Raw genomic sequence first — 21,310 nt, 5'->3', positions numbered from 1 at the left:
ATCAGTCCTTGCCGCGGCGCCACAGCTTGGACGGCCACCAGATCGCCTTGCCGATGTCGTACGTCAGCGCGGGGACGAGGAGCGAACGGACGACGAACGTGTCCAGCAGCACCCCGAACGCGACGATGAACGCCAGCTGCACGAGGAACAGGATGGGGATCACGGAGAGCGCGGCGAAGGTCGCCGCGAGCACGAGACCCGCTGACGTGATCACCCCGCCCGTGATCGACAGGCCCCGAAGGATTCCCTCGCGGGTGCCGTGCAGCTTCGACTCCTCGCGGACCCGCGTCATCAGGAAGATGTTGTAGTCGATGCCGAGCGCCACCAGGAACACGAACCCGAAGAGCGGAACAGCCGGGTCCGCACCGGGGAAGTCGAAGATTCCGTTGAACACCAGCGCGGACACGCCCATCGCAGTTCCGAACGACAGAACTGTCGTCAGGATCAGCAGCACCGGCGCGAGGATCGAACGCAGCAGCAGCATCAGGATCAACATGATCACGAGGAGGATCACGGGGATGATCAGGTTGCGGTCGTGGATGGAGGCGTCGTTCGTGTCGATCGAGGTCGCGGTGACGCCGCCCACGAGCGCCTCCGTGCCCTGGAGGTCGGTTCGCAGCTCTCGCACGGTGGCGGCAGCGGCATCCGAATCGGCCGCGTCCGTCAGCGTGCCCTGAAGCAGCACCTGCCCGTCGACCGTCGTGGGGTCGGGCGCGGGCGTGCCCGGAGGGCCGACAGCGGTGATGCCTTCCTCGGTCACGGGGGTGGTGCCGCTGGGGGAGTCCGCGGCGGTGACGGAGACCGCATCGATCCCGTCGTTCGCGAGCAGGACGTCCGCGGCATCCTGCAGCCGGTCCTCATCGACGACCACGTACACCGGGCTGCCGGATCCGCCGGGGAAGTGCTCGCCCAGCGCCACCTGACCGTCGCGAGCCTCCGAAGCTCCGAGCACCAGGTCGGACTGCGGTACGCCGTTCGCGTCGAGTTGGGTGACACCCGCCGCTCCGGCGACGAGGACGAGCGTCGTCACGATCCAGATGACCCGCGGTCGCCGCTTGATGAAACCGGCCAGCCGCGCCCACAGTCCCGTCGTGCGCATGCCGTGCTCCGCGGCGACGACGTCGGGTTCGAAGCGCGGGCGCCGGGGCCAGAACACGGCCCGACCGAAGAGCAGCAGCAGCGAGGGAAGCAGCGTGAGGGCCGAGAGCATGGCGAACACGATGCCGATCGCCGCCACGGGGCCCAGCGTGCTGTTCGACTTCAGGTCGCTGAGCAGCAGGCAGAGGAGCCCGGCGATCACGGTGCCGCCCGAGGCGACGATCGGTTCGACGGAGCCCTTCCACGCGGCAAGGAGCGCTACGCCCTTGTCCTGTGCGACCCGCAGCTCCTCGCGGAAGCGTGCGACGAGGAGCAGGGCGTAGTCGGTCGCGGCGCCGATCACGAGGATGAACAGGATGCCCTGTGTCTGGCCGCTGAGCAGCAGCACCTCGAACTTCGCCAGCCACCACACCACGAGGAGCGCCACGCAAAGGGCGAACAGGCTCGTCGAGAGCACGACCAGAGGCAGCAGGAACGAGCGGTAGACGAGAACCAGGATGACCAGCACCGCCAGGAGCGCGACACCGAGGAGCAGCCCGTCGATCCCCGCGAAGCCCGCGACCAGGTCGGCACTGAACCCCGCGGGCCCAGTGATGTACACGGTGATGCCGTCCGGTACGCCGTCGCGCAGCTCCTCGCCCAGTGCCGCCGTCGTGTCGGCCAGCTCGGCGTCACTGTCGATCGGGATGAACGCCTGAACCGCCTGCCCGTCGTCGGAGGGCAGGGCGGGGGACACGTCCTCGCCGACGCCCTCCACGGACGGCGCATCCGCCACAGCATCCGCGACCGCGTCGAGTTCGGTCTGCGTGAGCTCGTCCTCGGACGTGAACACGGCGATCGCCGGGATCGAGTCGCTGTCGTTGAACTCGCCCAGCAGCTCCTGCACCTCGGTGGCCTGCGCGGACTCGGGGAGGTACGTCGTCTGCTCGTTGGAGGAGACCTCATCGACCTTGCCGAACAGCGGGCCGCCGAGGGAGGCGCCGACCAGCCACACGAGGATCAGAGCCACGGGGATGAAGACGCGCGCCCAGGAGTGGTTTCGCGAGCGCTCCCTCAGGGGCGGAGTCGGTGGAGAATCGGGGCGGGACATCAGGTGCCTTTCGGGAGACGGTCGTTCAGAAGCGGAGTCGGCAGTCACGAGACCCAGGCGAGGATGAGGATCATCGTCGCGAGGAATCCGGCGAAGTAATTGAGGGCGATGAACCGACGCCAGGCGCGATTCGTCGACGCGGAGCCGGCGTCGTCGACGTTCCACCACGGCGCCGCGTTGACGATGTACGGCAGGGCGAGGATGGCGGCGAGCGGGCCGGGCCAGGGGGTGAACAGCACCGCGGCTCCGGCGACCGTCCAGAGGCCGAGGGAGAGCCGCACCGTCGCCCGAGCCCCGATCACGGTGGCCGTCGATGAGATGCCGCCCTCCCGATCAGGGCCGATGTCCTGCACGGCGCCGAAGGCGTGGGCGGCCATGCCCCACAGGAAGAAGGCGGCGAGAGTGATGATCGTGCTGCCGGTCACCGGGGCGCCGACCAGGGCGAGAGCGACGATCGCCGGACTCACGAAGTGCGTGCTCGAGGTGATCGAATCGAGGAACGGCCGCTCCTTGAACCGCAGCACGGGTGCCGAGTAGGCGATCACGGCGAATACGCTGACGGCGAGCCAGAACCAGGATGCCGGGTTCCCGACGATCACGAGGTAGACGAGGAACGGGATGTTCGTGGCGGCCGCCGCCCAGAGCGTGGCGCGGTGGATGCGAGGCGCCAGGAGTGCGCCCTCGATGCCGCCCTTGCGCGGGTTCGCCAGATCGGAGGCGTAGTCGAAGACGTCGTTGATCCCGTACATGGCGAGGTTGTACGGGACGAGGAAGTAGAGGGTCCCGATCACGAAGGTGATGTCGAGCTCTCGGGTGGCGAGGAGATAGGCCGCCGCGAACGGGAACGCGGTGTTGATCCAGCTGATCGGCCGCGAGGACAGCACGATCTGCGCGAGATCCCGTCCGAAGGTGCGCTCGGGTGCGGATCGGGCGTTCATCCGCGGACCTCGTCATCCTGGGGAGACGCTTCGCGCGCTCGCCGCCGTGCGCGCAGAGCCGTCCACACGGCCGGGAGGAGCAGCGCGCCCGCCAGCGGATACGCGAAGTCCTCGACGGGAGCGAGGCCGATGTGCAGACCGAGCAGCGGATCCTGCGCGTAGTGGAACAGCCCGCTCGCGATCATCACGGTGTCGAACACGGCCGTGAGGAGGAACAGCACGAGCACCGTCAGCAGGACGGCCGCGGGCACCGGGCCGCGTCGACGGGAGGCGAGAGCCAGGATCAGACCACCGCCGGCGGCGAAGAGGAGGAAGCAGGCTGCGACGTGGATGTAACTCATGCGCCGTCTCCGTTGGTCCGGAGCCGGTCGCGCCTCCGAGCGAGCAGGCGGGCCGAGCCGGTGTAGATGATCATCGTGCACACGACGAGGAAGAGCAGGAACACCGGCTCTTCCACCGGCAGTTCGGGCGCGAGCACCAGCCCCGTCGCGATCGCCGCGTCGCCGCGGAGGAAGATGCCGTTCACGATGCCCGCCACGTCCCATAGGAGGAAGAAGACCAGGCCGACCAGGGTCACGACGGCGGCCGAGACCGCGTCCCTCCAGAAGAACAGCCGGAACCGCCAGTCCAGAAGCAGCATGCAGCCCAGCGAGACCAGCAGCGCAGTCAGGTACAGCGCGCCCATCAGGAGCCCGCCGTTCCGCCCGCAGCCGGAGCCGGAGCCGGGAGTGGGCCGGGGGAGTGATCACCGCGGAGGTGCTTCAGGACGATCTCGGCGCTGATCAAGCACATCGGCACCCCGACGCCGGGGGCTGTCGTGGCCCCGGCGTAGAAGAGGCCCTGCACGCGCCGAGACGCATTCTGGGCACGGAACATCGCACTCTGGGACAGGATGTGCGCCGGCCCGAGCATCCCGCCCCGCCACGAGCGGTAGTCGTCGCGGAAGTCGGCCGGCCCCTTGGTCTCTCGTACGACGATCCGCTCCCGGAGATCGGGGATGCCCGCCCACGCCGCGACCTGGTCGATCGCGGCATCGGCTGCTCGCTCGATCTCCGCTGACCCCGATCCGTCGGATCCGCCATGCCCGAGCTCGACATCTGCCGGAACGGGAACCAGGATGAACAGGTTCTCGTGGTCGGGCGGCGCGACATCGGGGTCGGACGCGCTGGGTCTGCAGACATATGTCGATGCCGGAGCGGGGATGGACGGGGTGGGGCCGAAGATCGCGTCGAAGTTCGCATCCCAGTCGTCGGTGAAGAACAGGGAATGATGAGGGAGCTCGGGCAGCGCGCCTTTCACTCCGAGCATCACGAGCACACCGCCGGGGCCGCTGGTGCGACGAGTCCACCACGATTCGGGATAGCTCTGCAGCGATCGCGGTAGCAACCTGGTCTCGGTGTGGTGCAGGTCGGCGGCGGAGACGACGAAGTCGGCGTGCTCGACATGCGAGGCTCCCGATCCGTCCACCCAGTCGACGCCGGTCACACGTGTTCCGCCGTTCCCGTCCTGGGTGCGGATGCCGGTGACATCGGCGCCGGTCACGATCCGGGCTCCCGCATCGCGGGCCAGGGACTCGATGCGTTGGATCACCCGCCAGAAGCCGCCCTGCGGATAGCTGACGCCCTGGTCCAGGTCGAGGGCGCTCATCAGGTGATACATCGCGGGGGCGCTGCGAGGATCCGTGCCGAGGAACACGGCCGGGTAGCCGAGGATCTGGCGCACGACAGGATGCTGGAAACGCCGCGCCGCGAAGGATTGCAGTCGAGTGCCGAGCAGCGTGAACAAACGGGGGAGCGCGCGCAGCACCTCCGGCGCCAGGAGCGACCGCGTCCGGGTGAACGGGTTGTAGAGGAAGTACTTCTGCGCCATCTCGCCGGCGTGACCTGCCGACTGCAGGTAGGAGTCCAGTGCTGGCGCAGATCCCGGTTCCAGAGCCTCGAAGAGGCGGGTGACTGCCTCCCGGCCTGCGGGCACCGTCACCGCGCCGTGCGCCGCATCCTCAACCGTCGGGTCGCGGAACACGCGATAGCCGGGATCCAGTCGGGTGAGGTCGAGCTGTTCCTCGGTCGTGGTGCCCATCATCGCGAAGAAATGATCGAACACCTCGGGCATCAGATACCACGATGGTCCGGAATCGAAACGGAAGCCCTCGCGCTCGATCGTTCCGGCCCGCCCGCCGACGCGGTCGTTCTTCTCGAGGACGACGACCTCGTGCCCGTCTCGCGCGAGCAGCCCCGCCGTCGCGAGGCCGGCGACGCCCGCACCGATCACCACCACGCGGCTCATCGGTCACGTTCCATCGCGGTGACGGCGACTGCGCGGGCGGCGAGCAGGGCCTTGATCGGGTCGGGGACGCGCACGCGCCGTCGGTACAGGACCTCGGCGGGCGTCTTCGCGACGCGGCGGGTCAGTGCCGCGAACAGCGCCAGCGCACTGCGCACGGCTGCTCGGGCGTCTTTCGGGAGCAGCGGGATCGCGGCGCGGGCGTCGGCCAGCTGTCGACGGATCGTGTCGACCCAGGCGTCCCGGTCGGCGTCGTTCAGACGCGCGGTCCCGCCGAGGTAGCCGCGGTGCAGACGATCCGTGTCGTCGGCGAGGTCGCGCAGGAAGTTCACGTTCTGGAAGGCTGCGCCGAGCTGTCGCGCACCGCGTCGGAGGATCTCGAGCTCCTCGGGGGTGCGGGGCGAGTCGCGCAGGAAGACCTGGAGGCACATCAGTCCGACGACTTCGGCGGACCCGTAGACATAGGCGGCATGGGCGTCGGCGTCGTAGGCGGCGAACCCCGGCTCACGATCGATGTCGGCACTCATCGAATCGAAGAACGGCGTGGTCAGGTCTTCGCCGATGCCGCACTCGCGCGCCGTCCGAGCGAAGGCGTGCAGGATCAGGTCGCTGCTGTACCCGCTGCGCATCGAGCGGTGCGTCGCCTCCACGTAGGAGGCGAGAGCCGCCGACTGCGCCGTGCTGTCCAGCCCGGCCTCGGCCGCGACACCGTCGACGATCTCATCGGCGATACGCACCATGGCATAGATGTTGCGCACATGCTGACGGTGTCTCGGTCCGAGAAGGCGGGTCGCGAGTCCGAAGGATGTCGAGTAGGTGCGGATGACGTCGCTCGTCGCGATCTCCGCCGTGCGGTTGAACCGGCGGAGGGCGGCGTCGTGGGAGGGATCGTGCGGATTCGCGCTCATCGCTCGCGACCGTCGACACGGGAAGCCAGCGCGCGGATCGTCCGCGCGGCAGACGTCGGGAGGATGCCCGCGGATTCTGCATCGCCGAGGATGGTCGACGCGGCCTCGAGGTGCTCGCTGACGAGCCCGCGCACGAACGCCTCGGCGCCGCACTCGCGCAGTCGATCGCGGGCGCGCGAGCCGTCTGCACCGCTGAGATCGGGTCTGCCGAAGTGCTCTTCGATCCCCTCCCAATGACTCGTCATGCGGGCGTAAGAGATGATCGCGGTCTCCTTTCCTTCCCGGAGGTCGGAGAAGGGGTCCTTCCCGTGCTCATCGGGGTCGCCGAACACGGAGAGCAGGTCGTCCTGCAGCTGATACGCGAGTCCGAGGTGTCGGCCGATCGCCGTGAGTCGCTGCTCGGTCGCCGACGACGACCCGGCCAGCACAGCCGCGGCGCGCAGAGGGAGCACGAAGGAATACGTCGCCGTCTTGTAGGCGCTGGTCGCGAGGATCGTCCGCAGATCAGGAGTGATGATGCCGTCGCTGAGAGCGACATCGGCATGCTCGCCGGCGACGGTCTCGAGGATGGTCTGCTCCAACAGCGAGAGCAGACGATCGCGGGCTTGTGCCGGGACTTCCACCCTCGCGAACCCGAGCACCGCCGTGGTCAAGAGGAGATCTCCGAGGAGGATCGCGCTCGAGCGCGCCCAGTGCAGTGCGGACTCGGCCGGGGCTTCGGGGTGATCGGCGACGAGAGCGCCGATGAGGTTCGGGCCGCGCCGTCGGATGAGGTCTCCGTCGATGACGTCGTCGTGCAGGAGGAACGCGAAGTGCAGCAACTCGACCTCGGCCGCGACATCGATCGCGGCTCTGCTCGCCTCTGCGGAGAGCGGTGTCGGGGAGAGCGCCTGCACCAGTTCGACGAGCAGTCGTGGGCGGATGAGCTTGCCGCCGAGGGCGTGCTCAGCTGCCACTGCCCAGAGCTCCGTGAACTCGGGGCCGTACTTCTCCGCCGCCGCGGTGTGGGCAGAGAAACGTTGCCGCAACGCTGCTTCGATCTGCGTCCCGAGTGCTTCTTCCGTCGCCGTCGCGCTCATGGCTCAGACCTTGCCGAGCCGTTGCAGTTGCGGAAGCTGCTCGACGAGCCACGGGCTGAAGGCGAACGGTGCGTGTGTGACGGCCTCGATCAGGTCGGGAACTTCCACCCACGCCCACTCGGACACCTCATCCGGATCGGCCGTGGGCTGCCCATCGATGATCGCGACGTGCACGGGGCACATCTCGTTCTCGACGATCCCGCTCGCATCGACGGCGCGGTAGCGGTAGTCGGGCAATGCGAGGCGGATGTCGGAAAGTCGGATGCCGAGTTCATCGAGACCGCGCCGCCGAACGGCGTCGACCATCTCCTCGTCGGGGCGCGGATGGCCGCAGAAACTGTTCGTCCAGACGCCGGGCCATGTCCGCTTCGCGAGGGACCGGCGGGTCACCAGCAGACGCCCACTGGAGTCGAGGACGTAGCAGGAGAAGGCGAGATGCAGCGGGGTGTCGCTCGTGTGCACGTCGCTCTTCGGCAACGTGCCGACCGCACTTCCGTCTTCGGCCAGGAGGGTCACGTAGTCCATGGCATCTCCCTTTTCCGAGCCTCTCAAGATTGCTAACTTGGTGAGTAGTCAACTTAGCATGAAACTGTGGGTGTGTAACATGATCGCATGGACACCGAGCCCGGCACCACCCCGCACGCGGGGTCGCAGGCGACGGATCCGCCCGGAGACGGCGATATGAGCGGGGTCGACCGCACGCCGGATGGCTTGAGCCACGCCGCGATCTACGACGTGGAAGCCAGCGACCCTCGAAGCGCGCTGGTCGACCGAACGGGCGTGCCGCCGGAGGAGCTACGGCAGATCGCGCGCCTGATGGAGTCGCTCGCGGGGCTGCGAGAAGCCGAGCAGACTCTCTCTCAGGCCTCGCGGCGCTACATGCGGTTGAACGAGACGGACATGCGCGCGCTGCACTATCTGATCGTGTGCGCGAACCGGAACCTGGTCGCGACGCCCGGCGGAATCGCTCACCACCTGGACGTGTCGACGGCTGCGACCACCAAGCTGCTCGATCGGCTCGAGAAGGGCGGGCATATCACGCGCGCACCCCACCCGACCGACCGAAGGGCGCTCAGCATCAGCATCACGAAGGAGACGCGGCTCGCGGCGATGGAGACCGTCGGTCGGCAGCAGGCCAAGCGGTTCTATGCCGCCGCCCGTCTGTCCCCTTCGGAACGAGATGTCGTGATCCGATTCCTCACGGACATGACGGACGAGATCACGCTGCGCGACGAAGCCTGGTTACAGCAGACGTCCGACTGAGACAGTTCGGCCCGCGAGGGGCCGAACTCAGTGCGCTGCCTTGTACGCGTCCAGGATCGGGGCCGGGATGCGTCCTCGCTCGGAGAGCGTGTAGCCGTTCTCGTTGGCCCACGCACGGATGGCGGCGACCTCAGGGTTGCGCGCCGGTCGCTTGCGAGAAGAAGAAGAAGAAGTACGTGCGGTGCTGGAGGAGCCGGCGCGGCGGCCCGCAGCGATATACGGCTCGAGCGCCTTTCGCAATTCCTCCGCGTGCGCGGCATTCAAGTCGATCTCGTAGGAAGTGCCGTTGACCGAGAAATGCACGGTCTCGCCTTCTCCGACTTCCAGGACGCTGCCATCGATATCGTCGACCAGCTGGTGCACAATTCGTCTCGCCATGCGAGTGACTTTACCCGCATAAGCGCAATGCGACAAGAAATGAATATCGCACCGTCATGATTCACCATCGTCGATGGGCTCAGGGAAGGAGCCCCGCACGCCGCGCCCGGGTGACGGCTGCATGACGCGTGGAAGCGTCGAGTTTCGACATCGCGGTACCGAGGTATGCCTTGACCGTGCCTTCGCGCAGTCCGAGTTGTGCGGCGATCTCCGCGTTGGTCGATCCCAGTGCGGCGCACGCGAGCACGTCGGTCTCACGCGGCGAGAGGTGGACAGTCGGAACAGGAGCGGTCGTGGCGGGCGCCGCGTCCGCGGCGAGAGCGACGAGGCGACGCTCGACCTCCGCGATCCGAGCGCGTATCGCCGCGTCGTCGACGGAAGCCGCGATGCTGCGCAATTCGGCGAAGCTCTCCCGGAGCGCCTCTCGTTGCGGGGGCGCCACGACGTCACTTGCGAGCGGACTCGCCTCCAGCCGCCGTTGCACCTCGTCGCGGATCCGCAGTTCATCGGCGACGGACTGCGCCACCTGCATGGCAGGCGCCGTCGTGATGCCGCCTACCTGTTCTTCGTTCCACGCGCCGGCATAGAGCACACCACGGGACCGTCCGTGCACGACGATCGGGAGCGCGAGGAGCGTGCGCAGCCCTTCGCCGAGGACGAAGACGTCGTAGTCGTGGGTGATCTGTTGCGACGAGCCGTAGTCGCTCGTCATCCGGGGGCGGAGTTCCATCATTGCCCGCCCGCCGAGACCGCGCTCCGGTCGCACCCGCAGCCCGTCCAGCGATCGCGTTCGGGCGCCCACGATGCTGGTCACGCTCACGACGCCCTCTTCGATGAGGCCACCGAACGCGACAGGGAAACGTGTTCGCCGGGCGAGCTCTCGCACCGCCTGGGCGACGAGCTCCGACTCGGATCCGAGAGGGACTGGTGCGCTCACAACTACCTACTTCCGGGGGTGACGACTGCGTTCCCCGTTTCGTAGCGTCGACTTTAGCATCCGCGCAGTGCCACTGCGCGGGGACCGGACATGTGGCAAGGAGGCCCCATGAGTGATCAGACGCACGCCGATTCGAACGGTCGGATCGACTACATCGCCGTCGAGCAGTCTCCACGGTTCCAGAGTTTGAAACGCACCCAGAGATCTTTCATCTTTCCGCTAGCCGTGTTTTTCCTGCTGTGGTATTTCGCCTACGTACTTCTTGCCGCATTCGCTCCCGAGTTCATGGGGCAACGGGTGTGGGGCGATATCACCGTCGGGCTCCTCCTCGGTCTCGGACAGTTCGTCACGACGTTCGGCATAACGATGGCGTACGTCTCGTTCGCCAATCGAAAGCTCGATCCGCTGGCGACGGAGATCCGTGAAGAACTCGAGAAGGCGCAGGGGAACGCATGAACGCGATCCGCACGGCGGTCGATCCGGTCGCTCTCGAAATCAATCCCGTCTTCAACATCTCGATCTTCCTGGCTTTCGTCGCGGTGACGCTTTTCATCGTCATACGCGCCAGCCGCAACAACAAGACGGCTGCCGATTACTACGCGGCCGGCCGTTCTTTCACGGGACCGCAGAACGGATTCGCCATCGCCGGTGACTATCTGTCCGCGGCGTCCTTCCTCGGCATCTGCGGTGCCATCGCGATCAACGGCTACGACGGCTTCCTCTATTCGATCGGCTTCCTGGTCGCCTGGCTCGTCGCGCTGCTGCTGGTGGCGGAACTGATGCGCAACACCGGGAAGTTCACGATGGCGGATGTGCTGTCGTTCCGTCTGAAGCAGCGGCCGGTGCGCATGGCGGCCGCGATCACGACGCTCGCCGTGTGCTTCTTCTATCTGCTCGCGCAGATGGCCGGCGCAGGTGGGCTGGTGTCGTTGCTGCTCGGCATCGACGGACGGCTCGGCCAGTCGATCGTGATCGCCGTGGTCGGACTGCTGATGATCGTCTACGTCTTGATCGGCGGCATGAAGGGAACCACCTGGGTGCAGATCGTGAAGGCGGTCCTCCTGATCGGCGGTGCCGTCGGCATGACGATCTGGGTGCTCGCGATCAACGGCTTCAGCCTGAACACCCTTCTCGAGGCCGCCGTGGCGAACTCCGACAAGGGCGATGCGATCCTGGCTCCGGGGCTGCAGTACGGCGCGAACCCGTGGGACTTCCTGTCTCTCGGCATGGCGCTGGTGCTCGGGACCGCGGGCCTGCCGCACGTGCTCATGCGCTTCTACACGGTGCCGACGGCGAAGGAGGCACGTCGCTCGGTCGTCTGGGCGATCTGGCTCATCGGCGGCTTCTACCTGCTGACCCTCGTGCTCGGCTACGGTGCCGGCGCACTGGTCGGGGCGGACGTGATCGCGGCCGCTCCCGGCGGCGTCAACTCCGCGGCACCGCTGCTCGCGCTCCGGCTCGGCGGTCCGGTGCTGCTGGGCTTCATCTCCGCAGTGGCCTTCGCGACGATCCTCGCGGTGGTCGCGGGCCTGACGATCACGGCTGCGGCATCGTTCGCGCATGACATCTACGCGAACGTGATCCAGAAGGGGCGCAAGGATGCCGCCGGCAACCCGGTGGAAGCCGACCCGAACGGCGAGGTTCGGGTGGCCCGTCGCACGGTGATCGTGATCGGCATCCTGGCGATCCTCGGTGGCATCGGAGCGCAGGGGCAGAACATCGCGTTCCTCGTCGCGCTCGCTTTCGCCGTCGCCGCCTCCGCCAACCTGCCGACCATCCTCTACTCGCTCTTCTGGCGCCGCTTCACGACGCGCGGCGCGGTGTGGAGCATGTACGGCGGGCTCGGCTCGGCGATCCTGCTCATCATGCTGTCGCCGGTGTTCTCCGGAACGCCGACATCGATGATCCCCGGGATCGACATCGCCGTATGGCCCCTCAACAACCCCGGGATCGTCTCGATCCCGCTGGGCTTCCTTCTCGGCTGGCTCGGAACGGTGACGAGCTCCCGCAAGGAGTCTCCGCAGCTCGCCGCCGAGATGGAAGTGCGCTCCCTCACGGGGTTCGGCGCGGAGAAGGCAGTCGAGCACTGACCGAGGGGTCCGGAGAGTCGCACCCGAGCAAGACGCGGACCCGGCGGCCTACTCGCCGGGTCCACGTCTGCGTCCGCTCCGCTCAACCGGCCTCGAGGTCGAGCAGGTATCGCTTGCGCTCCGGGTGCGCGCCGTACTGGCCCATGCTTCCGTCCGACCGTACGACGCGATGCACCGGCACGATGATCGAGAACGGCGTGAGCCTGCACGCGGTGCCGACTGCGCGGGCCGCGCCGGGGTGGCCGGCGCGGACGGCGATCTCCCCGTAGCTCATGGTCTCGCCCCATTCGATCGTGCAGATCGTCTGCAGGGCGGCAAGAGCGAAACCATCCACCAGCCGCCAGTCGAGCCGGAGGTGCTGGTCGAAGCGCACCGGATCACCGTCGAAATAGTCGGCCAGAAGATGTGCGAGCTCGTCGGCGGCACCGGGGTCGGGGACGGGAACGGTGCCCAGCTGTCGGGTGATGCCCTCGAGAAGCCACGGCACCAGCGGGTCTTCGGACTCGGAGAGGTCGAATCGCACGATGCCCTCGTCCGAGAACACCGCGAGGGCATCGCCGAACGGAGTCGGGGCGAAGTCATAGCGGAACGTCATGCGACCATCCTGACCGGCATCGCCGTGCGGGGAGTGCCGGCCTCCCGGGCGGAGTGGAGAACATGACGCTGATCGGCTCAGGGCAGGAGAAGTGCGGATCGGCTCTCGAGGGCGGAGATTCGGCGGAAACCCGCCCGGGATACCCCAGCTCGCCCGGTCTCGCGCCTAGGGTGTCATTGTGTGGCGACGTGATGACAAGACTGCGGAGAACACAGCGGCGGACGCTGCTGTGTCCATCGGCGATCTGCACGAGACCACGACCGGCGTCGATATCGCCCATGCCGCCGAGGCTGTGCGCACCCGGTTGCGGGCGGAAGCGGCCGATCTCGGCGGCCCGTCTCCGCTGGTCAGCTTCCGCGACAGCCCGGAATCGGGCATCGACATCTCCAAGGCCCATCCCGGCAGCCTGCCGCAGTTCATCACCGGAAAATCGACGCTCCTGTCGAATCTCTTCCGCGACGAGGTGGGTCTGCGCACGGCGCGTCTCGCCGCCGAGCGCATCACGGCGAAGAACACCGAACTGCGCACGGTCCGCGGAATCGAGGCGGTGCACCTGGCGGTCGGAGTCGCCCGGTGGCGCATCGGCGGAGCAGGATTCGCCGCGCCGGTTCTGCTGCGGCCGCTGGCGATCCGCCGGCATCACTCCGACTTCGAACTCAAGCTCCAGGGGGCGTTCGAAGTCAATCCCGAACTCGTCCGCATCGCCCGGGACCATTTCGGCCTGTCGATCGATGCGGCATCGCTGGCAGCGCTCGCGTACGACGGCGGGATCTTCAAGCCGCAACCCGTGATCGACAACCTGCGGGTGTTGACCCGCTCGATCGACACCTTCTCGGTGGAGCCGCGCCTGGTGGTGTCGACCTTCGCCGACGTCTCCGGAGCCATGGCGCGTGACGCCGGCAGCCTCGATCACGTGCTCCTCAACGCGCTGGGCGGTCATGTCGGCGATCGCGAGCGTGTGACGGCGCCTCGGGCCACGCCCCACCACACCGGACCCGACGATCGGGCTCCCGCATCGGACAACCTCCTTCTCGACGCGGACGCCGAGCAGGAAGCCGTTCTCGCGCGCATCGCCGCCGGGCACTCGCTCACGGTGGCGACGCTCCCCGGCACGGGCGGAACGCAGACGGTGATCAACGCGCTCGGCGAACTCGTCCGCGGCGGAAAGCGCGTGCTCGTGGTCTCGGCTCGTCGGTCGACGCTCGACGGCGTTCGTCATCGGCTCGCGGGCATCGGGCTCGACAGCCTCGCGATCTCGCCGGCCAGCGTGCGTCGCGATCTGGTCAGGGCGATCGGCCGCAATGAGAAGGCGACGGCCCCCAAGGTCAGCGAGGTCGACGACGCGCTGGTGCGCCTCCGGACGGTCCTCCGCGACTACCGCCAGGCGCTCACGGCCCCCATCGCCGGCGTGAACGCCTCGGTCCTCGACGCGACCCGCCAGCTCACCCGGCTCGCGTCGCTGCCGGTGCCGCCGTCGACCACCGCCCGGCTCGGAACCGATGCCCTTCGCCGGCTCGCGGCAGATCGGCGCGAGGCGGCAGAAGCGCTCGCGCAAGCTGCGCGGCTCGGCGAGTTCCGCTTCGGCCCGAACGATTCGCCGTGGTACGGCGTGACCTTCGCCAGCACCGAGGCGGCGCGGGCTGCGCACGAGCTGGCCGGTCGGCTGCACTCGGACAGCGTCCCCGCTCTTCTCGAGCGCGGCTACGAACTGATCGCTCAGACGCACATGCGACCGTTCGCGACGATCGACGAGCTCGGCGAGTATCTGCGTCTGCTGCAGGGCATCCGCGATTCGCTCGATCGCTTCAGCCCCACCGTCTTCGAGCGGCCGCTGGGCGAACTCATCCAGGCGCACGGCTCCCGTCGTGACGCCCCCGGTCTCTCCGGAGCGAACCGGCGACGGCTGCGGCGGCTGGCGAAGGAGTACGTGCGTCCTGGCGTCCACGTCACCGAGATGCACGAGGCGCTGCTGCGGATCCAGACCCAGCGCACACAGTGGCAGCGTTACGTCGAGGCGGGCGTCGCGCCGGAGATCCCGCTCGGCCTCGCCGACGTGTACGTGGCATGGCAGCGGGTCGAGGCCGAGCTCGCCGAGTTGGATGCTGCCCTGGGCCGCCGCGAGCCGCTCGCATCGCTCCCTGTCGCACGGCTCGTCCGCACTCTTGCCGGTCTCGCCGCCAAATCCGACGTCTTCGAGAACCTCGTGGAACGCGCGCAGCTGCGCGATCGACTCGCGCTCCTCGGGCTCGAGCCGCTGCTCGCGGAGCTCTCGGTGCGGCACGTGGCCGAGTCGCAGGTGGGGGAGGAGCTCGAGTTCGCCTGGTGGCAGTCGCTCCTCGAGCGCGCGCTGCAGGACAACCGCGCGCTCCTCGGTGCGAACACCGCCGTCGTGGATCGCCTCGAACGCGACTTCCGGCTCGTCGACGAGGCGCACGCCGCGATGGCGGGTCCACTGCTCGCGTGGCAGCTCGCCAACCAGTGGCGGATCGCGATCGTCGATGAACCCCAGCAGTCGCAGCATCTCCGGCGTGCGCTGACTCAGCCCGCCGCGACCACGGCGCAGGTCGTCAGCGCCGCGCCGACGCTCGTCGACGTGCTCGCACCCGTCTGGATCTCCTCCCCGTACCTCGTGCCCGAGATCCCGGAGTCGGTCGAGTTCGACACCGTGCTGCTCGTCGATGCCGCAGCGATCAACCTGGCGGAGGCCGCGCCGGCGATCCGTCGAGCACGCCAGGTGGTCGCGTTCGGCGATCCGGTCACGCAGCGTCCCACGCCGTTCCACATCGCCGTCGATCCGGAGGACACGTGGGAGGCGGAGGTGCCGTTCGACGACGTCTCGGTGTTTGAGCGCCTGTCCGAGCTCCTGCCCGTGATGACTCTGACGCGCAGCTACCGCGCGGGTGGCGAGGATCTCGCCGAGCTCATCAACGACGCGTTCTACGGGGGCGAGATCGTGTCCCTGCCGTGGGCGGGCTCGTATCTGGGTCGCGGCAGCCTCACGGTCGACTACGTCGAGGGCGGCACAGGGACCCCCGACCCGGTGTCCGGTGCGGTCGAGAGCCCCGATGCCGAGGTCGCGCGCGTCGTGACCCTCGTGGTCGAGCACGCCGTGCACCGGCCGAACGAATCCCTCATGGTCGTCACCGCCAGCGCACGTCACGCCGAGCGCGTGCGCGCCGCGGTCACCTCCGCCTTCGCCGGACGTTCCGACGTGGCGGACTTCGTCGGCCGTGACACGGCGGAGCCGTTCGCCGTCCTGACCCTCGAGGAGTCCGTGGCTGAGAGCCGCGATCGGGTGATCTTCTCGCTCGGGTTCGGACTCACCAAGCACGGCCGCGTCCTGAGCGACTTCGGCGACCTCTCCACACCCGACGGCGAGCGTCTGCTCACGGTCGGGATGACCCGAGCGCGCCGCTCGATGGTCCTCGTCTCGTCGATCCGTCCGTCCTCCTTCGATGACGGACGCCTCGAGCACGGCGCAGCCACACTCATGTCGATCCTCGGCGGCCTCGCCGCCCGCGGCCGGGATGCGCGGCTCGAGGATCTTGCCGATCCGCTCACCCTCGCACTGGCCAGAGAGCTGCGGCGGCTCGGAGCCTCCGTCGACGTCGACTATCGCGGACTCCTGCCGCTGGTCGCACAGCACGGCGGCAAGGCGGTCGTGATCGAGCCCGACCCGGAGTCACGCGGCGAGTCACTGCGTGAGACGCTGCGGCTCCGGCCGCACGTGCTCCGTCGCCTCGGCTGGCACTACGTGCGCGTGCACGCGTTCGATCTCTACAGCGATCCGGCGACGGTCGCGACACGTATCGCTGCCGTGCTGGGTATCTCCGACACCGTGCCGCGGGCCGAGAACGACACCCAGCCGCTCGACATCGCCGACACCCCGAATGACTGACCAGGTCGACCCTGATGTTCCGCGTCAGCGGGTGGTGAGAGTCCCCGGATCGCGTCGGGCCCGACTGACGCCGGTTCCCGGGAGCGACCCCTCGCCGGAGACCGGGACCGATCTTCCGGCCCTGCCGCGTGCCCGGCCGAAGGGCGCGAAGGGCCCGAACGACGATCAGCTGATTCAGGACGTGCCGCCGCACTATTGATCGTTCGACGGCGAGTGCGCCACGAACGAAAGACGCACGGTCCCTCCGAAGAGGAACCGTGCGTCTCGCGTAAGAGCGGAGGTCGTCAGGCGCCGCGCTGAGCCTTGAGCAGGTCGCGGATCTCCACCAGGAGTTCGGCCTCACTCGCTGCGGCGGGCTCCTCCTCCGGCTCCTCGGCCGGCGTGCCCTTGCGGGCTTCGACGTGGGCCTTGAAGGTGTTCATCGGCAGCACGAAGACGAAGTAGACGACAGCGGCGACGGCGAGGAAGCTGATGATCGCCGAGATCAGGTCGCCGATCGGGAACGTCACCGTCTCCCCGTAGATGTTCGGAACGGGGATCCCGAACTCTCCTGCCGCGTCCGCCTTGAGGAAGAGCGAGATGAAGGGGTTGATGATGCTGTTGACCACGGCGGTCACGATCGCGGTGAACGCCGTGCCGATGACGACCGCCACGGCCAGATCGATCACGTTCCCGCGCAGCAGGAAGTCCTTGAAACCTTTGAGCATGGGATCCCCCAGTAGATCAGGGCCTCACGAGGAGGCCGGAGTCGACGCAGCTGCCGGTTTGGCGCTCGTCGTCGATTCCGTCTTCGATGATGTCGAAGCATCCGCGGATCCACCGGATTTGGCGCGCGAGTCCGTGCGATAGAAGCCGGACCCGTTGAAGGTCACGCCGATCGAGCCGTACTGCTTGCGCAGCTGGCCGCCGCACTCGGGGCACACCGTCAGGGCGTCATCCGCGAAGCTCTGCACGGCGTCGAACTTGTGTCCGCACGACGTGCAGGCATAGGCGTAGGTGGGCATGGGGGTCCTTGCGGTTCAGCGTCGCCGAGGCGACAGGGTGAGAGTCTGCGACGGTGTCACGATCCCGTTCACGGGCTGGTCGTGCACCTCTCGCGGAAGTTCGTCGAGTACCTCGGAATCATAGATGACCGCGTAGACGGGCGGGCACTGCTCCATGGAGCCGATCGTCTTGTCGAAGTAACCGCGTCCCCAGCCCATCCGCATCCCGGTGCGGTCCACGGCGGCGGCCGGGACGATCATGAGGTCGACGTCGTTGACCGCGATCGGCCCGAGGACTTCTCCGGTCGGCTCCGGCAGACCATGCAGACCCTCGGCGACCTCGTCGTCGTCGGTGGCCACCGCCCAGTCCAGCAAGCCGTCGGCGCGGGTGACCGGCAGCAGGACGCGGATGCCGCGGCGCACCGCCCTCGTCACGAAGTCACGGGTGCCCGGCTCGGTCGTGGTCGACAGGAAGCAGGAGATCGACTGCGCGCCGAGCTCGTCGACCAGGGCGTCGAGGCGCTTGCCGATCGCCAGGGCGGCGGCCTCGCGCTGCGGATCGGAGAGGAGCTGGCGTCGTTCGCGCAGTTCGGCGCGGAGTGCGCGTTTGGCGTGTTCGACGTCATTCGACATGGCTCCGAGTCTACGGCGACGCTCACCGCTAGGCTGGGAGGATGGCTGACCACAAGATCAAAGCCGTCATTCCCGCGGCAGGACTGGGCACGCGATTCCTGCCCGCGACGAAGGCGATGCCGAAAGAGATGCTTCCCGTCGTCGACAAGCCGGCGATCCAATACGTCGTCGAAGAGGCAGCGGACGCGGGTATCGACGACATCCTCGTCATCATCGGCCGCAACAAGAACGCGATCTCCAACCACTTCGACTCGGTGCCCGAGCTCGAGGTGAAGCTCATGGAGAAGGGCGACACGGGGCGCCTCGAGCGCGTGATGAAGTCCAGCGACCTCGCCGACATCCACTTCGTCCGGCAGGGCGAGCCGAAGGGTCTCGGACACGCGGTCCTGCGCGCGCGCACCCACGTCGGCGACAGCTCGTTCGCCGTGCTGCTGGGCGACGACCTCATCGACGAGCGCGATCCGCTCCTCACCGACATGATCGCCGAGCACGAACGCACCGGCGCCGCAGTGATCGCCCTGATGGAGGTCGACCCGGCCAACATCCACATGTACGGCGCGGCCGCGGTCGAGCCGATCGAGGGCTCGGATGCCGTCCGTGTGACCGGTCTGGTCGAGAAGCCGGCGCCGGAAGACGCTCCTTCGAACCTCGCCATCATCGGCCGCTACGTGCTTCCCGCGTCCGTGTTCGAGATCCTCGAGCGCACCGAGCCGGGCAAGGGCGGCGAGATCCAGCTCACGGATGCGCTGCAGGAGCTCGCGACCGCTCCCGAGGGCCCCGGCGTCGTCGGCGTCGTCTTCGGCGGACGCCGCTACGACACGGGTGACCGCGTCGACTACATCAAGGCGATCGTCCAGCTCGCCTCGGATCGGGAGGACCTCGGCCCCGAGCTGCGGCCCTGGCTCAAGGAGTTCGCAGAGCGCCTCTAGGCGATTCTGCGGAGGTCGGTGCGGCATGGATCTGGCGACGGGAATGCGACACGGACCGATCGAGCTGCGGCTCGTGCGTGCGAAGGACGCCCGTCCGCTGCAGCACGAGCTGCTCGCGAACAGATCATGGCTCCAGCCGTGGGAGGCGACCGTCCCGTACGGTTCCGTCTCGTTCGACATGCGGCTCAGCATCCGACGGCTGCTTCAGCAGTACCGTGACGGCTCGGGTTATCCCTTCGTCATGGAGTACGAAGGCGAGGTCGCCGGGCAGCTCAATGTGTGGGGAGTCTCGAGAGGCTCCCTCTGCTCGGCGACGATCGGATATTGGGTGAGCGAGCGTTTCGCGGGGCGGGGCATCACGCCCACCGCCGTGGCGCTGGCGACGGATGCCTGCTTCACCGAGTACGGACTGCATCGGATGGAGATCTGCATCCGACCGGAGAATGCCGCGAGCCTTCGCATCGTCCAGAAGCTCGGATTCCGCTATGAGGGCCTGCGCCGCCGGTACATCCATATCGACGGCGACTGGCGTGACCACTACGCGTTCGCGCTGACTCGGGAGGATGTCCCTCAGGGAGTGCTCGCCCGCTGGCTCAGCGGTCAGGTGCCGCCCGACGCCGCGACGGTGCCCCCGTCCGACCGCATCGCTCTCTGAGCCCGGTGATCACCGGGCGATCCTGACGGACTCGCCGCGACACGCGCCCTTCTGTACGGCTCTGTCACCTCCGAACCCGTACCGTTGTCGATATGGACGGGCCGGTGCTGAGCGGGGGAGTGATCGTGCTCGTCGCCGTGCTCCTCTGGATGCTCTATCTCCTCCCGTCGTGGAGAGGCCGCTTCCAGTACAACGCCGCGGAACGCAACGCCGTTCGACTGAACCAGGCGCTCCGCATCCTCGCCGAGACGAGCGAGACGCCGGGCGAGGTGCACGTCGAGCTGAACGCCCGCACGGCGCTGGCTCAGCAGAAGCTCGCCAAGCGGGTGCAGTCGGAACGTGAGGCCGCCGAACTCGAGTCGCTTCGCCAGGAGCTTGCTGCGACCCGAGCCGATCCGGTGATCCGTCGTGCTCGTGCCCGTCGCAGGGTGCGCATGGTCGCGACCATCTCCCTCCTGCTCGGTCTTGCCGTGGTCGGTTTCGGTGTCTGGCAGCTCGTGGCCGCCGGTTCGTCTTTGCTGCTGTGGCTCGGTGGGGCGTTGATCCTGCCCGCCGGGATCGCGCTGCAGAGGATGGCTGCGGTCGCGAATCGTGCGGCGCGCGCCACCCACGAGGTGAAGGCACCGATCGCGGAGCGCGCGACGCCTGTATTGCACGATCAGGGGCCGGCGACGTGGACTCCGCGTCCGCTGCCCGAGCCGCTGGTGTCCGTATCGGGGTCACGCGCGCAGGCGGCGCAGGCCCAGATCGAGGCGCAGGAGCAGCGCCGCAAGGCGGCCAGAGTCGCAGCGCTGCGTGAGCGCGCTGAGCAGATGGCGCCGGCCGCACCCGTGCAGCTTCCCGCCGCGTCGTCTCCGTACGCGAAGATGGGATTCGTCGACGATGCCGAGATCGAGGCGCATGTGCGGGAGATGCTCTCGCGACGTGCCGCCGGTTGATCGGTGCAGACGCGAGCAGCGCTTTCGTCGTGATAGCGTAGATCTCGTTCACGGGCCTATGGCGCAGTTGGTAGCGCGCCTCGTTCGCATCGAGGAGGTCAGGGGTTCGAATCCCCTTAGGTCCACAGAACATGAAAGCCCCCGGTGAGAACCGGGGGCTTTCTTCTTTTACCGGGTTCTCATTGTCCCTACGGGCTCCCTAGGCCGACGTGCTCGCTCGAGCAGGCGGCCGGAGTGACCGCGGGGAGTGAGGGACGACGCCGGTATCTCTTCCTGTCGAATGCACCCGTAGTCGGACGCACCTGTTCTCGAACGCAGTCGCGCGCGCGTGGGCGTGATCGAGGGCGTGCTCTCGTCGCCGTCGAAGACAGCGCCGTGAGGCGGGTTTCCGTGCGACACGCCCGGCGGTCCGCCCTGATTTGCCGGATCCCCGGGATCCGCGTAACTTATTACTTGTTCGCCCCAAACGGTTGAGCGGAGGTCCTCGGACCGGCTCCCGTCAAGCATCGAACACCTCCCGAATCCCAGACACTCACTGAGTGAAAAGGATGAAGGTGCTGGTCCGTTCCCACGGTCAGGCCGAAGAAACTCGGACTTGACAACGGAAACGAGATC

The 21,310-nt window shown here is 67.9% G+C and carries 21 protein-coding genes and 1 tRNA gene; 8 read left to right on the top strand and 14 right to left on the bottom strand.

Features of this window, described 5'->3' with window-relative positions; genetic code table 11:
* Position 1 precedes the first annotated feature (1 nt).
* The 8 genes from AC6CHX_RS18855 to idi are packed head-to-tail and all read right to left on the bottom strand — an operon-like array spanning position 2 to position 7,921.
* Positions 2-2,188, bottom strand: coding sequence for an MMPL family transporter (locus AC6CHX_RS18855; RefSeq protein ID WP_498274162.1), 2,187 nt, complete (start codon positions 2,186-2,188; stop codon positions 2-4).
* 44 nt (positions 2,189-2,232) lie between these two features.
* The gene (locus AC6CHX_RS18850; protein ID WP_498274160.1) at positions 2,233-3,126 is read right to left on the bottom strand and encodes a prenyltransferase; all 894 of its coding nucleotides are present in this window, start codon (positions 3,124-3,126) and stop codon (positions 2,233-2,235) included.
* Positions 3,123-3,467: a lycopene cyclase domain-containing protein gene (locus AC6CHX_RS18845; RefSeq protein ID WP_498274158.1), complete on the bottom strand. Its 345-nt coding sequence runs from the start codon at positions 3,465-3,467 to the stop codon at positions 3,123-3,125. Before AC6CHX_RS18845 ends, AC6CHX_RS18850 begins: the two co-directional genes overlap by 4 nt.
* Positions 3,464-3,811 (bottom strand): lycopene cyclase domain-containing protein, encoded by a 348-nt coding sequence (locus AC6CHX_RS18840; RefSeq protein ID WP_136041134.1) that lies wholly within the window; start codon positions 3,809-3,811, stop codon positions 3,464-3,466. Before AC6CHX_RS18840 ends, AC6CHX_RS18845 begins: the two co-directional genes overlap by 4 nt.
* Positions 3,811-5,412, bottom strand: a complete 1,602-nt coding sequence (gene crtI, locus AC6CHX_RS18835) for a phytoene desaturase family protein (RefSeq protein ID WP_498274156.1) — start codon at positions 5,410-5,412, stop codon at positions 3,811-3,813. The genes AC6CHX_RS18840 and crtI overlap by 1 nt, the downstream gene beginning before the upstream one ends.
* Entirely contained in the window at positions 5,409-6,317 is a 909-nt protein-coding gene (locus AC6CHX_RS18830; protein WP_136041132.1) for a phytoene/squalene synthase family protein, read from the bottom strand. Before AC6CHX_RS18830 ends, crtI begins: the two co-directional genes overlap by 4 nt.
* The gene (locus tag AC6CHX_RS18825; protein ID WP_498274154.1) at positions 6,314-7,396 is read right to left on the bottom strand and encodes a polyprenyl synthetase family protein; all 1,083 of its coding nucleotides are present in this window, start codon (positions 7,394-7,396) and stop codon (positions 6,314-6,316) included. The genes AC6CHX_RS18830 and AC6CHX_RS18825 overlap by 4 nt, the downstream gene beginning before the upstream one ends.
* Positions 7,397-7,399: 3 nt before the next feature.
* Positions 7,400-7,921 carry an isopentenyl-diphosphate Delta-isomerase gene (gene idi / locus AC6CHX_RS18820; protein WP_498274152.1) on the bottom strand — a complete coding sequence of 174 codons (522 nt, stop codon included), beginning with the start codon at positions 7,919-7,921 and terminating at the stop codon, positions 7,400-7,402.
* Positions 7,922-8,008: 87 nt separating this feature from the next.
* On the opposite strand from idi, the gene AC6CHX_RS18815 reads away from it, so the two are divergent.
* On the top strand, positions 8,009-8,659 hold the full coding sequence (locus tag AC6CHX_RS18815; RefSeq protein WP_498274150.1) for a MarR family winged helix-turn-helix transcriptional regulator: 651 nt from the start codon (positions 8,009-8,011) through the stop codon (positions 8,657-8,659).
* A 27-nt stretch (positions 8,660-8,686) separates the two neighbouring features.
* Here AC6CHX_RS18815 and AC6CHX_RS18810 read toward each other — a convergent pair whose 3' ends face one another.
* Both AC6CHX_RS18810 and AC6CHX_RS18805 read right to left on the bottom strand, forming a co-directional pair.
* Positions 8,687-9,037, bottom strand: a complete 351-nt coding sequence (locus AC6CHX_RS18810; RefSeq protein WP_498274148.1) for a histone-like nucleoid-structuring protein Lsr2 — start codon at positions 9,035-9,037, stop codon at positions 8,687-8,689.
* A gap of 79 nt (positions 9,038-9,116) precedes the next feature.
* A complete protein-coding gene (locus AC6CHX_RS18805; RefSeq protein ID WP_136041127.1) occupies positions 9,117-9,974 on the bottom strand; it encodes a LuxR C-terminal-related transcriptional regulator in 858 nt (285 codons plus the stop codon).
* A gap of 108 nt (positions 9,975-10,082) precedes the next feature.
* Here AC6CHX_RS18805 and AC6CHX_RS18800 point away from each other — a divergent pair, with 108 nt between their 5' ends.
* Positions 10,083-10,430: a DUF485 domain-containing protein gene (locus tag AC6CHX_RS18800; RefSeq protein WP_498274146.1), complete on the top strand. Its 348-nt coding sequence runs from the start codon at positions 10,083-10,085 to the stop codon at positions 10,428-10,430.
* Positions 10,427-12,064 carry a monocarboxylic acid transporter gene (locus AC6CHX_RS18795; protein WP_136041125.1) on the top strand — a complete coding sequence of 546 codons (1,638 nt, stop codon included), beginning with the start codon at positions 10,427-10,429 and terminating at the stop codon, positions 12,062-12,064. The genes AC6CHX_RS18800 and AC6CHX_RS18795 overlap by 4 nt, the downstream gene beginning before the upstream one ends.
* Positions 12,065-12,146: 82 nt before the next feature.
* On the opposite strand, the gene AC6CHX_RS18790 is transcribed toward AC6CHX_RS18795, so the two are convergent.
* The gene (locus tag AC6CHX_RS18790) at positions 12,147-12,659 is read right to left on the bottom strand and encodes a methylated-DNA--[protein]-cysteine S-methyltransferase (RefSeq protein ID WP_136041124.1); all 513 of its coding nucleotides are present in this window, start codon (positions 12,657-12,659) and stop codon (positions 12,147-12,149) included.
* 229 nt (positions 12,660-12,888) lie between these two features.
* Here AC6CHX_RS18790 and AC6CHX_RS18785 point away from each other — a divergent pair, with 229 nt between their 5' ends.
* Positions 12,889-16,557: an AAA family ATPase gene (locus AC6CHX_RS18785; protein ID WP_498274144.1), complete on the top strand. Its 3,669-nt coding sequence runs from the start codon at positions 12,889-12,891 to the stop codon at positions 16,555-16,557.
* Positions 16,558-16,841: 284 nt separating this feature from the next.
* On the opposite strand, the gene mscL is transcribed toward AC6CHX_RS18785, so the two are convergent.
* From mscL to AC6CHX_RS18770, 3 genes are read right to left on the bottom strand one after another with little or no spacing between them, the layout of a single operon-like run.
* Positions 16,842-17,264: a large conductance mechanosensitive channel protein MscL gene (mscL, locus tag AC6CHX_RS18780; protein ID WP_029262715.1), complete on the bottom strand. Its 423-nt coding sequence runs from the start codon at positions 17,262-17,264 to the stop codon at positions 16,842-16,844.
* Between the two features lie 24 nt (positions 17,265-17,288).
* Complete coding sequence (locus AC6CHX_RS18775) at positions 17,289-17,561, bottom strand: FmdB family zinc ribbon protein (protein ID WP_498274142.1); 273 nt, start codon at positions 17,559-17,561, stop codon at positions 17,289-17,291.
* A gap of 15 nt (positions 17,562-17,576) precedes the next feature.
* Positions 17,577-18,173 (bottom strand): 5-formyltetrahydrofolate cyclo-ligase, encoded by a 597-nt coding sequence (locus tag AC6CHX_RS18770; protein WP_498274140.1) that lies wholly within the window; start codon positions 18,171-18,173, stop codon positions 17,577-17,579.
* Positions 18,174-18,214: 41 nt separating this feature from the next.
* On the opposite strand from AC6CHX_RS18770, the gene galU reads away from it, so the two are divergent.
* From galU to AC6CHX_RS18750, 4 genes are all read left to right on the top strand, one after another.
* Entirely contained in the window at positions 18,215-19,102 is an 888-nt protein-coding gene (galU, locus tag AC6CHX_RS18765) for a UTP--glucose-1-phosphate uridylyltransferase GalU (RefSeq protein ID WP_498274138.1), read from the top strand.
* Positions 19,103-19,145: 43 nt separating this feature from the next.
* Entirely contained in the window at positions 19,146-19,757 is a 612-nt protein-coding gene (locus tag AC6CHX_RS18760) for a GNAT family N-acetyltransferase (RefSeq protein WP_498274210.1), read from the top strand.
* Between the two features lie 92 nt (positions 19,758-19,849).
* On the top strand, positions 19,850-20,695 hold the full coding sequence (locus AC6CHX_RS18755; protein WP_136041118.1) for a hypothetical protein: 846 nt from the start codon (positions 19,850-19,852) through the stop codon (positions 20,693-20,695).
* A 52-nt stretch (positions 20,696-20,747) separates the two neighbouring features.
* Positions 20,748-20,820: transfer RNA gene (locus AC6CHX_RS18750), tRNA-Ala, on the top strand.
* The last annotated feature ends 490 nt before the right edge of the window (positions 20,821-21,310 follow it).

The organism is Microbacterium sp. GQ128 (genome assembly GCF_059758615.1).
The sequence above is the reverse complement of the archived record's forward strand: the minus strand, read 5'-3'. Positions and strand labels throughout refer to the sequence as shown.